At 70.1% G+C, this 14239-nt stretch carries 12 protein-coding genes and 1 pseudogene; 5 read left to right on the top strand and 8 right to left on the bottom strand.

Annotated features, from left to right (window positions below):
* Positions 1-175: 175 nt before the first annotated feature.
* Together ACFOYX_RS29390 and ACFOYX_RS29385 are read right to left on the bottom strand one after the other, a co-directional pair.
* Entirely contained in the window at positions 176-2950 is a 2775-nt protein-coding gene (locus ACFOYX_RS29390; protein ID WP_322443584.1) for an AAA family ATPase, read from the bottom strand.
* A 21-nt stretch (positions 2951-2971) separates the two neighbouring features.
* Positions 2972-3409: a helix-turn-helix domain-containing protein gene (locus ACFOYX_RS29385; RefSeq protein WP_109801917.1), complete on the bottom strand. Its 438-nt coding sequence runs from the start codon at positions 3407-3409 to the stop codon at positions 2972-2974.
* Positions 3410-3568: 159 nt separating this feature from the next.
* On the opposite strand from ACFOYX_RS29385, the gene ACFOYX_RS29380 reads away from it, so the two are divergent.
* On the top strand, positions 3569-4390 hold the full coding sequence (locus ACFOYX_RS29380) for an AAA family ATPase (RefSeq protein ID WP_322443585.1): 822 nt from the start codon (positions 3569-3571) through the stop codon (positions 4388-4390).
* A gap of 123 nt (positions 4391-4513) precedes the next feature.
* Positions 4514-5332, top strand: a complete 819-nt coding sequence (locus ACFOYX_RS29375; protein ID WP_322443586.1) for an alpha/beta hydrolase — start codon at positions 4514-4516, stop codon at positions 5330-5332.
* Between the two features lie 121 nt (positions 5333-5453).
* Here the strand turns inward: ACFOYX_RS29375 and ACFOYX_RS29370 are convergent, their stop codons facing one another.
* The 3 genes from ACFOYX_RS29370 to ACFOYX_RS29360 all read right to left on the bottom strand — a co-directional run bounded on the left by ACFOYX_RS29370 (position 5454) and on the right by ACFOYX_RS29360 (position 8126).
* A complete protein-coding gene (locus ACFOYX_RS29370; protein ID WP_201749657.1) occupies positions 5454-6437 on the bottom strand; it encodes an MBL fold metallo-hydrolase in 984 nt (327 codons plus the stop codon).
* 61 nt (positions 6438-6498) lie between these two features.
* On the bottom strand, positions 6499-7020 hold the full coding sequence (locus tag ACFOYX_RS29365; protein WP_109801913.1) for a carbonic anhydrase: 522 nt from the start codon (positions 7018-7020) through the stop codon (positions 6499-6501).
* On the bottom strand, positions 7020-8126 hold the full coding sequence (locus ACFOYX_RS29360) for a hypothetical protein (protein ID WP_322443587.1): 1107 nt from the start codon (positions 8124-8126) through the stop codon (positions 7020-7022). The genes ACFOYX_RS29365 and ACFOYX_RS29360 overlap by 1 nt, the downstream gene beginning before the upstream one ends.
* Between ACFOYX_RS29360 and ACFOYX_RS29355 the strand changes: the two genes are divergently transcribed.
* Positions 8116-8559, top strand: coding sequence for a helix-turn-helix domain-containing protein (locus ACFOYX_RS29355; RefSeq protein WP_161557829.1), 444 nt, complete (start codon positions 8116-8118; stop codon positions 8557-8559). The two genes, ACFOYX_RS29360 and ACFOYX_RS29355, sit on opposite strands and share 11 nt — an antisense overlap.
* Positions 8560-8566: 7 nt before the next feature.
* Here ACFOYX_RS29355 and ACFOYX_RS29350 read toward each other — a convergent pair whose 3' ends face one another.
* The 3 genes from ACFOYX_RS29350 to ACFOYX_RS29340 form a co-directional block, all read right to left on the bottom strand.
* Positions 8567-8986 (bottom strand): VOC family protein, encoded by a 420-nt coding sequence (locus tag ACFOYX_RS29350; protein WP_109801910.1) that lies wholly within the window; start codon positions 8984-8986, stop codon positions 8567-8569.
* Between the two features lie 17 nt (positions 8987-9003).
* Entirely contained in the window at positions 9004-9864 is an 861-nt protein-coding gene (locus ACFOYX_RS29345; protein WP_322443588.1) for an alpha/beta hydrolase, read from the bottom strand.
* A gap of 357 nt (positions 9865-10221) precedes the next feature.
* Positions 10222-12426 carry an ATP-dependent RecD-like DNA helicase gene (locus ACFOYX_RS29340; protein WP_322443589.1) on the bottom strand — a complete coding sequence of 735 codons (2205 nt, stop codon included), beginning with the start codon at positions 12424-12426 and terminating at the stop codon, positions 10222-10224.
* Between the two features lie 383 nt (positions 12427-12809).
* Here ACFOYX_RS29340 and ACFOYX_RS29335 point away from each other — a divergent pair, with 383 nt between their 5' ends.
* Positions 12810-13499, top strand: coding sequence for a hypothetical protein (locus ACFOYX_RS29335; RefSeq protein ID WP_322443590.1), 690 nt, complete (start codon positions 12810-12812; stop codon positions 13497-13499).
* A 334-nt stretch (positions 13500-13833) separates the two neighbouring features.
* Positions 13834-14166, top strand: a pseudogene (locus tag ACFOYX_RS29330) (transposase); the annotation flags it as partial.
* Positions 14167-14239: the final 73 nt, after the last annotated feature.

The raw sequence follows: 14239 nt of genomic DNA, 5'->3' as shown, positions 1-14239 counted from the left end.
GTCCTTATCGCGAGTGGGCGCCGTGCTCGGCGCCGCGTCTTCGCAGAACACCAGCCTCGGCCGGGGACCGGACCCTCGAAACAGATCACCTGCCCGGGCGCCGGTCGCCGCGTACCGGGCGAGTGCCTCACCCGAACAGATCAGCGGGACCACGTTCCCGCAGCTCGGAATGCTTCTAGCGGCCCAGTTCGGGCAGCGGTACGACGGCTGTGTCGTCGGCCACATCGAAGGATCCCGGCATGGTGTGCATGGCGTTGGCGAGCTGCACCCGGGAGCGGACGCCGAGCTTGGCGAAGACGGCCCGCAGGTGGGTGGCTACGGTGTTGGGCGAAAGGTCCAGCTCCGCGCCGGCCTGCCGGTTGGTGCGGCCGGCGCCGATCAGCCGGGCCACCCGCAATTCGCTGTCGGTCAGCGCGCCCCAGCCGCTGACCGGCCGGGCCGGGGCCGCCGCCCAGGGCTTGCGGCGGCTGCCCGCCGCCTGCAGGCCACGTTGCAGCGCACCCAGGGCCGGCTTGTTGCCGGCCTTGTCGAAGAAGTGCCACGCGTCGCCGAGCTGGTCGACGGCCTCCCGGTGCTCGCCGGCGTCGAGCAGAGCGAAACCGTGGTCGACCAGCGCGCTGGCCAGCAGCATCGGCCGGGGGCTCGCGCGCAGGATCTCGACCGCCTGGGCGAGGAGTGACAGGTCACCTTCGACGACGCCGCGCACCTGCACCGCCAGTCCCGCGAAGCTGCGCACGCCCGGATTGCGCTCGGCGCCGATGGCGGCCAGCGCCACCGCCTCGGCGACGAACTCGGCGTCGCCGGCTGCGAGGCCGATCTGCGTGAAGACCCGCATCCACCCCGGCCACCAGGGCCAGTAGCTGCGGGACTCCCGCGCGGCCATCAGGTGCGGCTTCAGGATGCGTACGCTTTCCGCGACCTCGCCGCGCGCCGAGGCGAGCCAGCCCCGCATGAGCACCAGGCCCGGCATCCGCACGTCGTCGTCGGCCTGGCTGTGCCGCTCGGCGGGGGCCAGGTACTCGTACGCCTTGTCCAGGTCGCCGCGGCCGAGAGCGATGGAGCTGAGGATCATCCAGGCTTCGATCGCGTACGCGTGGTTGCCCAGGTCGTCGCCGAGGCGCACCAGGGTGAGGGCGTCGGCCTCGGCGTCGTCGAAGCGGCTCAGGTTGAAGTCCTGCCACATCTGGGCGAACAGCACGGACGGCGGCAGGGTGTCGCTGCGCCGGGCGGCGGCGAGCAGTTCCTCGGCCTCGTCGTAGCGGTCCAGCAGCTGCAGCGCGGTGATCTCCTCGCCGAGGTAACGGGTGCCGGCCAGCTCCCGCAGGCGGCGGAACTGGGTGAGCGCGTCAGCGTGCCGGCCCTCGTTGCGGGCGACCTCGCCGAGGACCTCGGTGGCGAGCTCCTCGGCGAGCCGGTCGTCGAGCCGCACCGCCTCGGTCAGCGCGGCCCGGGCGGCGGCCAGCGCGATCGCGGCCGGCTCGGTGCGGGTCATGGTCAGCGCCTCGACAGCGGTCAGCCGGGCTCGTAGATTCTCGGAGACCCCGGGTAGCGCGAGGGTCTCCCGGATACGCCGCACCATGTCGGCGAGTCGCCCCATGGGCCAGAGAGCGCGGGCGATCTCGAGCTGGATCCGAGCCTTGCCGTCGACGCTGGGCGTCTCGGCCAGCACCCGGTCGGCGGTGCTGATCGCCTCGGCCGGACGCTGAGCGCGCACCAGGGCTTCCACAGCTTGAAGCCCGACCTCGCACCGTTCCCGATCGGCCGGGTCGAGCAGGCACAGGGCCTTACGAAGCAGGTCTCCGGCTGTCTCCGGCGGGCTCTGGGCAGCGGCCTGCCGGAGCACCTCGACAGCCTCTCGGTCGCCTTGCACGGCGCAGGCCTGCACGTGCGGCGCCGCAGCAATCGGCCCATGACCGGACGTCAGCAGGTAATGCCAGCAGCGCCGGTGCAGCGACCGCCGGTGCGAGGGCAACAGGTCGGCGTAGACCGACTCGCGAACCAGGTCGTGCCGGAACGCGACGCGCGCCTCGGCCTCGACCATCAGCCCGGTGGCGACGACCAGCTCGAGCCATCCGGTCCGGAGCGGCTCGGTGGCCAGCCGTGGGGCATCCTCGACCGGCAGCGGCCGGCCGAGGACCGCGGCGAGCTGCACGAGCTCGCTCACGTCGGCCGACAGCGCGGCCATCCGGCGCCGGGTACTGGTGATCAACCCGGCGGGGACGCCGCCCTCCATCCGGCCGTCGGTCTTCTCCCGAGCGAGCCCGCCGAGCAGTTGCACAGTCAGGAAGGGGTTGCCACCGACCCCGCGCAGCAGCTCGTACGCCCGGCCGGTGGGCAGCTCGCCGAGATGCGCGACGGCCATCTGCTCGATGTCGGATGATGCCAGCGGCCCGAGCTCCAGCCGGTGCACGTGGACGCCGTCCACGGCGGAAGAGGTCAGCTCGTCGATCGCGGGCCCGTGCGCCTCGCGGCTGGTCAGCAGCCAGACCACCGGGGAGCCGGCAAGCCTTCCGGGCAGGATGCGCAACGCGAAGCGGCTCAGCCGGTCGGCCCATTGCGCGTCGTCGATCGCGATCAGCACCGGACCTCGTGTCGCCAGTTCCTCCAGCAGAGCCGCGATGCGGTCGACCAGCCACAGGTGCTGGTCGTACAGATCCGCGAGCCTGGTGAATCCGTCACTGTCGAGCAGGGGGCGGGAGCCCGAGCGGAGCGCCACCAGCAGCGGAGCGCCTGGCGCGATCTGGTCCATCTCCTCGGCCTTGCCGAACCCCGCCGCGAATCCCTGCCGGGTCGCCTGCTCGGCGATCGCTTGCAGCATCGCCGTCTTACCGATCCCGGCCTCGCCGGTGACCAAAATGATCGTGCCCTGCCCGGTGTGCGCCGCTGCCCGCAACGCCGCGATGGCCCGGGACAGCTCGGCGCCCCGGCCCCTAAGCTCGGTCCCCGCCATGGGCGGACCTTATCAGTTTTGTTACGAGACTGACTCCCTGAAATGGCCGTCCGCGGGTTCGACCTCGCCGCACTCCACGCAGGTCAGGACCGCGCGGACCGGGTGCTGCGCCGGCCCGTGGACGGCGACCTGCTCCGGCCTGCCGGGCATCCACTTGTCGCCCCACTGCATCAGCGCCACCAGCACCGGCAGCAGCTCCTGGCCGCGTTCGGTGAGGTGATACTCGTAGCGGGCCGGGCGGTCCTGGTACCGCTCTTGGCTGACCACCTCGCCGTCGAGCAACGCGCCGAGCCGCTCGGTCAGGATGTTGCGGCTGATCCCGGTCTGGACCCGGATCTCCTCGAAGCGGCGATGGCCGTGGAAGATCTCGCGCAGGATCACCGGCGTCCACCATTCGCCCACGAGGTCGAGGGATCGCGCGATCGAGCAGGGTAGATGGCCGACGGACGAGCGCTTCATGGCCGCACATTACTCCAGCTCACGACGCGAACGGATGAGACCGTGGAGGCGGCCACCGGCCCGCGACCGCCGCGGCCGCGCCACTGGCTGATCCGTTGAGGTGATTCCCGGCAAACCGGGCCCTGATCTGCTGGGGGCATGTTTCCAGGACATGACGGGATGCCCGATTTTTTGGGACGTGGCGAGGACCTCGACACCGCTCTCGAGGTGCTGCAGGGAACCCGGGCCACCGGGATCGGCGCGGTCGTCGCGGTCACCGGTGAGGCGGGCATCGGCAAGACCACGTTCATCACCGAGCTCCGTGAGCGGGCGGTCGGCGACGGCTTCGCCACCGGGCGGGCAGCGGCCCTGGAATCCGGCGGCATCGCACCGCTCGCACCTCTGCTGACCGCCCTGCGCTCGGGACCGGCGCCGGTACTGTCGCAGGCCGACTTCGGCGCGCTCGCAACGTACGCCTCCCGCCCGATCTGGCTCGTCGACCGGCTCACCGGCCAGCTGCGGGCACGGGCCACCGCCACCCCGATCCTCATCTGCGTCGAAGACCTTCAGTGGGCCGACGCGGCCACCCGGTACGTCCTCCGCGTCCTCCCCGCGCAGCTCGTCAGCTCGGCCATCGTCTGGCTGTTCTCCAGTCGGCTGCCCCTCGACGCGATCGCGGACGACGTCGCGGTGCACGAGATCCTTCTCGGTCCGTTGCCGCTCTCCGTACCCGAGGCGGGTGGAAACCCCCTGCTCGCCGTGGCGCTGACGCGGGGACAAGTGGCCGAGGCGGTGCGGCACATGCTGAGCTCACTGCCGTCGACCGCCAAGGAACTTCTCACCGCCGCCGCAGCGCTCGGACCCTCGTTCACTGTCGAATCGCTCGGCGCGCTCCCGGACCATGACGCGCTCGCCCGCCTCGTACGCGAAGGCTTGCTCGCCGACGACGGGAGGCGCCTGCACTTCCGCCACGAGCTGCTCAGACAGGCCCTCCTCATCTGAACGGGTTAGCCCCCGCGCGGTCTCCCCTCCCGGCCCCGGGAAGGTCCTGATCCGGTCGGGTGATCCGCCCGCGCGCCCGTCGCGGTTGCCTGAAGCGGCAAACCACCAGGGGAAGGAACCGCCATGCCGACCATCACCACCACCGACGGCGCCGAGATTTTCTACAAGGACTGGGGCGACGGACAGCCGATCGTCTTCAGCCACGGCTGGCCGCTGAACGCCGACATCTGGGACAACCAGCTCAAGATCGTGGCCGACCATGGCTACCGGGGCATCGCGCACGACCGTCGCGGGCACGGCCGCTCCACCCAGACCTGGGCGGGCAACGACATGGACACGTACGCCGACGACCTCGCCGCGCTCGTCGACACCCTCGACCTCCGCGACGTTGTCCTGGTCGGACACTCGACCGGCGGCGGCGAGGTCGTCCGTTACCTCGGCCGGCACGGCACCTCCCGCGTCGCCAAGGTGGTGCTGCGCGGCGCGGTCGTCCCGCATCTGCTGGGCACGGCCGAGGACCCGGGCGGCGCTCCGATGGCGGTCTTCGACCAGCTGCGGGCCCGGCTCGGCGATCGCTCGGAGTTCTACCGCGGTCTCGCCGAGCCGTTCTACGGCAACAACCGGCCCGGCGCGAACGTCTCACAGGGCGTCCGCGACGCGTTCTGGCTGATCAGCATGACGGTCGGGCTCAAGGCCGCGTACGACTGCATCGCCGCGTTCTCCGAGACCGACATGACCGGGGACCTGCGCGGCATCGACGTGCCGGTGCTGCTCTCGCACGGCGACGACGACCAGATCGTGCCGATCCAAGCCTCCTCCGAACGCTCGATCAAGCTGCTGCCCAACGCCACTTTGCAGGTGCACCCGGGTGCCCCGCACGGCCTGGTGGGCCGTTTCGAGCAGGACTTCAACCAGGAACTTCTCGACTTCATCAAGAGCTGAGATCGACGGGCCGGCGCCGCGCGGCGCCGGCCCGTCGATCACCCCGAACGGGAAATCATGACCGACCTGCCGTACGAGACAGCCGAGCTTCTTCGCGACCGGTAGCCTCCGGCGCGCCCGCTCAGGCGATGAGCCGGTAGGCCGAGCCGCTGCTGCTCGGGACCCACGCGTCGGGCAGCGCCGCTGCCAGCGCGTGCTGGGCCCGCCAGCCGGTGCAGTGCCCCGGGACGAGAAGATCGGGCCCGGCCTCGCGGAGCGCCTCAACGGTACGATCGATGATCGGTGCGAAGGCCGTGCCGCCGAGGTGCAATCCGCCGACGAGCGCGTGCAGTCGCGGTATGCCCGTGAGCCGCTGGGCGTGGCGGACGATGTTGACGGCTCCGGCGTGGCCGCAACCGGTGAGGACGACCAGGCCCCGGCCTCGCAGGTTGACCACGAGCGCCTGGTCATCGACGACCAGCGGGTCGGGCTCCCACGCGGTGCCGTTCCAGGCCTGGTGGGCGGCCGGCATACCGCGCTCGAAGTCGGTGGTGCGGTCGACCTCCCCGGTGATCAGGACGCTCCCGTCGACGAGCAGCGACGGCTCGCGCCGTTCGATCACCTCGAACCCTTCGCCGGTCAGGGCTCGCTTGCTCAGGGTGGGCAACTGTTGGGCGGGAGCACCGGGGACGGCGAGCCGTCGGCGGATCCAGACCCGGGGGTGCAGCACCATCGGCAGTGCTCGGGTGCCGCGTTTGCCGGCCAGGCCCGCGAGGCCGCCGGCGTGGTCGAAGTGGCCATGGCTGAGCACGACGGCCTGGATCCGGGTGAGGTCGACGCCGAGGCGTTCGGCGTTGACGACCATCGCGTCGGGCGACAGACCCGTGTCGAACAGCAAGGTCGTCGTGGTGTTCCCGCGGCGGACGGTCACGAGCGCGGCGAAACCGTGCTCGGCTCGCAGCCCGACGGTCGTCGATCCTGCTTCGAATTGGGGCGCACTCGCGACGCCGGCTTTGAACGGGGCGCGGACGGCCCGGTCGTCGCCGTCGAGCAACGCGTCGTAGACGTTGTCGACCAGCGTGGTGATGGTGACCTCGTCGACCGGCGCGAGCGTGATGGGGTCCACGGCCGGCCCGCCGGCCGGCCGTGGACCCGATGCGGCGACCGGCCCGTGGCCGTCGCCGGTGTCACACATCGGTGGCGACGACCTGGACGAGCCCCGTTTCGACGTCGTAGACGAGCCCGGAGACCTGCCACCCGTGTGCCGGCGATCCCGGGGCGGCGAGCAGGGCCGCATCGACCTTGACCGAGGCGTGGGGATCGCTGACCTCTTTGTCCGGCAGCCGGTCGGCGGGGATCTCGAAGTACTCGGCGAGCAGGCCGGGGAAGGCCGCGAGGTCGGTCATGCCGCAGTCGGTGTGGTGCAGCACGACGAGGTTCCAGTCGCTGCCCGGGCCGCCGCCGTTGGCCTTTCCGACCCGGCCGAGCATCGCCATGGTTTTGAACAGCGCGGGCGTGACCCGGCCGCCCACGTTGCGGATGATCGCCGCCTCCCCGAGCTCCACCCCGAGCACGACGCCGGGATCCACCCTCGGGTCGACGCAGCCGATGATCATCGTGCGGCGCGAGGGATTGATTCGCAGCCCGGGGATGAACCGATGGGTGGCGAAGTCGGCGTTGCGTCGGGTCAAGTCCTCGATGACGGTCATCATGCCTCCTGGGTGGTCAGTTCTGGCTGGACGAGGTTCGGGCCCAAGGCGCCCGTGGTGGTCCGCCGCTCGGTCAGTCGCTGCCGGAGCAGCACCAGGCCGAGCCCGGCGAGGAACCAGACAGCGAGAACCACCAGGGACCACGCGGCGTGGGAGCCGTCGAAGTAGCCGTATTTGTTCACGGCTCGCACGGCGGCGCCGGGCGGAAGGATCGCGGAGACCGCCTGCGCCCACCGGGGAAGCAGGTCGTATCCGATGGTCGCTCCGCTGGTCGCGTTGCCGACGGTGGTGAGGATCAGCACGGCCAGGCCGATGCCGGCCGGTCCGAGCCACGCCCCCAGGGCTTTGGTGCTGAAGGCACTGGCGAGCGAAAGGAGAGTGAGGGAGAGCGCCAGCAGCGGGAACGGCGCCGTCAGTGAGCCGTAGATCGGGCCGGCGATGGCGGCCGCGCCGAGGCCGATCGCGACCGCGAACCCGGCCATGGCGTACAGCCGGTGACGAAGGCGCACCTTTGCGGCAGCGCCCGTGAGGCCCTGCGCGAGAACGAACGAGGAGAGGGTGACGCCGAAGACGACGTAGAAGGCCGACAGACCGCGGCTGTCGTAGTCCGCCAGGGGCGCGATGTCGGTTTCCTGCACGGTGAATCCGGCGTGGGCGGCCAGGCCGGAGACGAGCTTCCGGGCGGCGCCGCTCTCACTGAAGCCGCTGGCCCCGGCGTACTCGAAACGCAGTGTCGTCGGCGAGGTGGCGCCGAGAACACCGATGGCGTCTCCGTCACGCGTTATGGCGGCGCCGTCCTGGATGCTCGCGACCTCGGTGACCTCGACGGAGTCTCCCAGGCCGGACTGAGCCGCGGTCGCGAGCTGGGACCCGACCACTGCAATGGGCAGGTGCTGGGGCGTGGGATCCCGCTGAAGCCCGACGTAAACAGCGATGAACGCGCCGCCAATGATCAATCCGGTGATGACCAGGGCCAGCCAGGCCGCGTGCTCGGTGGTCCGGGGCCTGGTGGGGCTTGGATCGGGTGACGACATGAGAGCTTCCTCGACTAGAGTGGTTTGAATGTCCAACCAAAAGAAGGCTACCGCATCTGGTTTGAAAATCAAACCACCTCGGGATGCGCTGTCCGTCGCCCTCGACGCGGTCAACGACCGGTGGTCGCTGCACATCGTGCGAGCGCTGGCGTTCGGTGCCTCGCGGTACACCGAGATCCTGAGAGCCGTCGGGGCGCCGAGAGACATCCTTTCCTCGCGGCTACGCAAGCTCACCGAATCCGGGATCCTGCGTCCCCGGTCGGCGGAGGACGGCGCGACCGCGGGGTACGAACTCACCCAGAAGGGCAAAGACCTCGGGCAGGTCATCCTCGTGCTCAAACGATGGGGCGACACCTACCGCGAGGACGACGTGCCGCCGGTCGACTTCATCCACGACGTCTGCGGCCAGGTGTTCGTCGCCGAGGTGCTCTGCCAGGCATGCGGCAGGCCCATCCGCTCAGGGGAGTTCTCCCTCGCCCACGAACCCGGCGACTGCCCCGCCTGAGTCACGGTCAGGCGGGTCCGGCCGGTGTCACGTTCACCAGCCAGGCAATGCCGTACTTGTCGACGCATCGGCCGAAGAGCGCACCCCATGGCGACCTGGCGAGCGGCGTCGTCACTGTGCCGCCCGCGGAGAGCCCCTCCCAGTAGCCGGTGACCTCTGCCTCGTCGTCACCGCCCAAGGCGACCGAGAAGGCACCCGCGGGGGCGCCGTCCGGAGGCGTCGTCGTGTCCGCGGCGAACAGCACTGTTCCGGTCGCCCCCTTGAGCATCGAGTGGGCGACCAGGTCGTCCTGTGAGGAGTCCTGCGCCGAGCGCATGTCCGCGAACGTCGCGATCTCCAGATCACCCCCGAAGACCGACTGATAGAACGTCATCGCCTCGCGGGCGTCGCCGTTGAAGCTCAGGTACGGGCTGATACGAGTGGGCATCTCGAACCTTTCCAGTGTCAGACGCTGGTGAGTACGGCGGCGACGGCGGCCGGCTGATCCCATTGCGGCCAGTGCGCCGCATCCTGGAACGTGTGCCGCTCGGCCCGTTCGAACAGGGACTGGAGATGCTTAGCGACGCCGGGGTTGAAGAAGGGGTCGTGCACGCCGAAGGCCACGACAACCGGAACATCCAGCTTGGCCAGGTCGCCCGCCGCGATGCGCGCCTCCTGCAAGCCGATATCGGTGAACAGTTCGGCGGTCCAGGCCCGGACGGACGCGATCGAGTCCGGCTGCCCCGCGCCGCCGTAGAACTGCGGCAGGATCGCCGTCGCTCCCACACCCTCCGGGTCGGTCGGCCCACGATTCAATCGCCGGTCGGTGAAGTTGAGCATCCAGCCCAGAATCTTCGGGTCGGCGAGGACCGCGTCGGCCAGCGGCGTGAAAGCTGGATCCGCGAGCAGCCGGATGAACTCGGGAAAGCCGAGTGTGGGCGATTCGCCGAAATAGGTGTTCAGAAGCACGAGCCGGCTGACCCGCTCCGGGTTGCTCAACGTGTAGTTGATGACAACGGGGCCGCCGGAGTCATGCCCAACCAGAACGGGCCGGTCGAGGGCCAGGCCGTCGATGACCGCGGCGAGTTCGCCCTCCCGCTGGCCCGGATTGAGCGGCCAGGCCGCTTCACGCCCCGATCGGCCGTACCCGAGGAAGTCGAAGGTGACCACGTGCCGTCCGGCGAGCTCCGGCAGCAGGCGCCGGTAAATCCGTGAGTCGTCGGGGTAGCCGTGCGTCATCACGATCGCGGGACCCACGCCGGGGTACTCGTTGACCTGCAGATGACCCTTGGTTGTCTCTATCCGGTGCTCGATCTCTGAACTCATGATGCCTCCGTCGGTACTGCGGCACGGGCCGCGCGGCTGCTCCGGCTCCAGCCAATCGCGTCCCGCACGCTGGCGAATCACCTGAAGGAATCAGCGCGGGAGCCCGCACGGCCGGGCCAGCCACCGCGGAGGTCACCTGTTCGTATTAGTACTGCAACCCGGTGTCGCGACCGGTGCTGAGCTGGCTCGTCGACTGGTCGTGTTGGGTTTCCGAGGCTGTAGGGGCGTAGCGATGGGGCTTGGATGACTTGTTCGCGGAGGTGGCGGGTCGATTTGCTCGGGTGCAGCCACGCCGGTATGTGGCCGCGTATCTGGGTGATCCGGGTGGGCTCCTGATCGCCGTTCGACTGGCTGGTGTCAGATGATTCGGTGGTCGAGGGCGGTGTGGCGGCGTCCGGCGCCGACGGTGCGGACGGCGGCGGCGAGGGCGCGGCGGGAGCCGACGAGGACGACGAGTTGCTTGGCGCGGGTGACGGCGGTGTAGAGCAGGTTGCGTTGCAGCATCATCCACGCGCTGGTGGTCAGGGGGATGACCACTGCCGGGTATTCGGAGCCCTGGGAGCGGTGGATCGTGATGGCGTAGGCGTGGGCGAGTTCGTCGAGTTCGTCGAAGTCGTAGTCGATGCTCTCGTCCTCGTCGGTGCGCACGGTCAGGGTCTGCTCCTCGGCGGACAGGGCGGTGACGACGCCGACGGTGCCGTTGAACACGCCGGCTTGGCCTTTGTCGTAGTTGTTGCGGATCTGGGTGACCTTGTCGCCGATCCGGAACACCCGTCCGCCCATCCGCCGTTCCGGTTGCCCGTCGCGGGCGGGGGTGAGGCGCTGTTGCAGCAGCCCGTTGAGGGCGCCCGCGCCGGCGGGTCCGCGGTGCATGGGGGTGAGCACCTGGACGTCGCGGCGGGGGTCGAGGCCGAAGCGCGCGGGGATGCGGGTGCAGGCGACGTCGACGGTCAGGGCGGCGGTGGCGTCGGTGTCGTCGCAGGCGAACAGGAAGAAGTCGCTCAGCCCTTGTAGGAGGGGTGGTTTGCCGGCGTTGATGCGGTGGGCGTTGGTGACGACGCCGGACTGGGCGGCCTGGCGGAAGATCTGCGTCAGCCGCACCCGGGGGATGGCCGGGGCGGTGAGGAGGTCGCGCAGGACTTCCCCGGCGCCGACGGAGGGGAGTTGGTCGACGTCGCCGACGAGGAGCAGGTGCGCGCCGGGTGGGACGGCCTTGACGAGCTTGTTGGCAAGGATGAGGTCGAGCATGGAGGCCTCGTCGACAACCAGGAGGTCAACGTCGAGGGGATTGTCCCGGTCGTAGGTGGCTTCGCCGCCGGGGCGCAGCTGCAGCAGCCGGTGCACGGTGGCGGCGGGATGCCCGGTCAGCTCCGACAGGCGCTTCGCGGCGCGGCCGGTCGGGGCGGCGAGGGTCACCTTGGCCTTCTTCGCGGCGGCGAGTTCGACGATCGACCGGACGGTGAAGCTTTTGCCGCAGCCGGGGCCGCCGGTCAGCACGGCGACCTTGGAGGTGAGCGCGAGCCGGACCGCCTGCTCCTGCTCCGCGGCCAGGTCAGCGCCGGTGCGGGCCTTCAACCAGGTGAGGGCTTTGTCCCAGTTGACGTCGGTGAAGTGAGGCAGCCGGTCGGCGCGGACTCCCAGCAGCCGCTGCAGCGCTGCGGCCAGGGACTGCTCGGCGCGGTGGAACGGCACCAGGTACACCGCCGGCACCGGCTCGCCGCCTGGGCCGGGCAGCACCTCGCGGACCACGCCCTCCTCGGCGATCAGGTCGTCGAGGCAGCCGGCGACAAGGTTGCCGGGCACGTTCAGGATCTTCGTGGCGTCGGCGATGAGCTGTGGGGCGGGCAGGTAGCAGTGGCCGGAGTCGGTGGCCTCCGACAGGGTGTGCTGCAGGCCGGCCTTGACCCGCTGTGGGCTGTCGTGCGGGATGCCGACGGCCTGGGCGATGGTGTCGGCGGTCTTGAAGCCGATGCCCCACACGTCGGCCGCCAACCGGTACGGCTCGTTGCGCACCACCGAGATCGACGCCTCTGCGTACTTCTTGAAGATCCGCACGGCCAGGGACGTGGACACCCCGACGCCTTGCAGGAAGACCATCACCTCCTTGATGGCCTTCTGCTCTTCCCACGCCGCGGTGATCTTCGCCGTGCGCTTCGGACCCAGGCCGGGGACCTCAACCAGACGGGCGGGTTCCTCCTCGATGACCCGGAGAGTGTCGAGGCCGAAGTGGGCGACGATCCGCTCGGCGAACATCGGGCCGATGCCCTTGACCAGGCCTGAGCCAAGGTAGCGCTGGATGCCCTGGATGGTGGCGGGCAGCACGGTGGTGTAGGAGTCGACCTCGAACTGCCGCCCGTACTTCGGGTGCGACGACCACCGCCCCGACAACCGCAGGCTCTCCCCGGGCTGCGCCCCCAACAACGACCCCACCACCGTCAACAGGTCGGAACTGCGATCGGTGGCCACCCGGGCGACGGTGTAGCCCGTCTCCTCGTTGGCGTAGGTCAGCCGCTCAAGGACCGCGTCCAGGACGGCAAGTGGCGGGCGGGCTGGCGCGGTCACGCCTCACATCGTGCCGCCTGCCGACTCAGCACAGACACCCGCCCAGCCGCTCGCCTGCCACCCACGTGCGGGTCTTGCGGGCAGGCCTGGTCCCCGACCTGGAGTAACGCGCGGCGCAGTGCGGGCGTTGGAGCGCCCGGCTGGAACGGCCACCGGTAGATCCCTCGCGGGCCCAGCCCGGGGCATGGTTCGGCTGATGCGTTAAGTGGCAGCTCACGGGCATGCGATAGCTTCTACTAGCTTTTACTTTTTGGTGACCGACCCTGCATTGGGGAAGGCCAAGTCCCTGTCGCGTTCGCGAGGTGCACCGGTTGCGGTGACCCCAGCGGCCGGGTGGTTCGCGCGGAGGCGACAAGACCCTTGCCCTACATTGGAGACAAGCCGTGAGTTCATACACCATCACCATCGCCGCAGACGATCCCAGTCGAGCGACCACCACACTGACGGTCGAGTTGAACGGAACGGCCACGCGCATCACGGAACTGCTGGTGCGCGCCGGTGAGGGGGACGGGCTGACCGCGGGCCTGATCCCCGCGGTCGACTTGGATCTGCTGCTGAAGGCGGTCACACCTGCCGTCGGCGGGCAGCAGGCGATCACGGTGTCGCCGGCCGACGCGGCCGAGGACGCGCCCGCTGCTGAGGGCGTACCCGTTGATGGCGAGGAGCCCGTCGCCGACACCGAGGCGGCTGCGCCTGTCACCGCAACCACGTCCACCGTCGATACGCCGGCCGCGACCAGCCCCGTGAAGAGCGACGCGGCCGAGGTCGCTGTTCCCCAGCAGGCGTCGCGGGCGAAGGCGCCGGCCGCCGGCGCGACCCGAGCGGGTGAGCGGAAAGCCGCTGCGGGCGCCAACGCGACCAGCGTCGGGCGGAAAACAAGGAAGCAGACCCCTAAGGGCGAGGCGTCCAAGGACAAGGAGCGTGTGTACCGCCGGTCACCGGGTGATCTCGAGTCCGTGTACCAGCAGGCCGGCGGCGTGGCGGCCGTCGCCGATCACTACAACGTGCCCCGGCATACCGCTCAAGGGTGGATTCGTACGCTGCGTCGTCGGCAAGCCAGCCCAGCCGAGTAGGACAAGGCCGCGGGGCATCTGGATCCGGGTCGACGATCGCCCCTTGCTGTAGGGGTGCGGATGGCAGGGTGACGGCGTGACTCGCTGGCTACCGAGAAGCCGACAGGCCGTTCCGCGGGGCCGCCATGGATTCGCTCAGTACGGGCAGGTAGCGCCCCCGCCTCAGCAACCGCGATTCTTGCACCGGCACCGCCCGCGGGCGGGGGCGGCAGTCCCCCCGCTGGCTGCCGACCCCCGCACCGGTAGCCCTACGCCCGGTCGTCGTGCCGTACCAACGTGCCGATCAGGTGTAGCAGGTCGGCGATGGCCTTGGCGGCGACGGCAGGGCCATCGCGTCCCGCTGATCGACAAGATCCCGCCCGTACGCGGTCGGCGCGGCCGACCGCGCCGGCGCCCCGACCAACTGTTCGCCGACCGCGCCTACGACCACGACAAGTACCGCAAGGCCGTACGCGCCAAAGGCATCCGTCCGCGGATCGCCCGCCGAGGTCAGCCCCACCGCTCCGGCCTGGGCGTGTACCGGTGGGTCATCAAGAGAACGATCGCCTGGTACCACGGCATCAAACGGCTACGCATCCGATGGGAACGCCGCGACGACATCCACGAAGCCTTCCTCGCCCTCGCCACCTGCATCATCACGTACCGACACGTCGTACGACTTTGTTAGGACCTCTTAGCTAGGTGACTGGTGTTAAACGATGGCTGCCACCGGCGCGGCGGTCATCGTTTTGCATCTATTT

Source organism: Micromonospora sp. GCM10011541, from assembly GCF_042650725.1.
Classification (GTDB): domain Bacteria; phylum Actinomycetota; class Actinomycetes; order Mycobacteriales; family Micromonosporaceae; genus Micromonospora; species Micromonospora sicca.
Note: the sequence above shows the minus strand (reverse complement) of the source record. Positions and strands in the feature narration are given on the sequence as shown.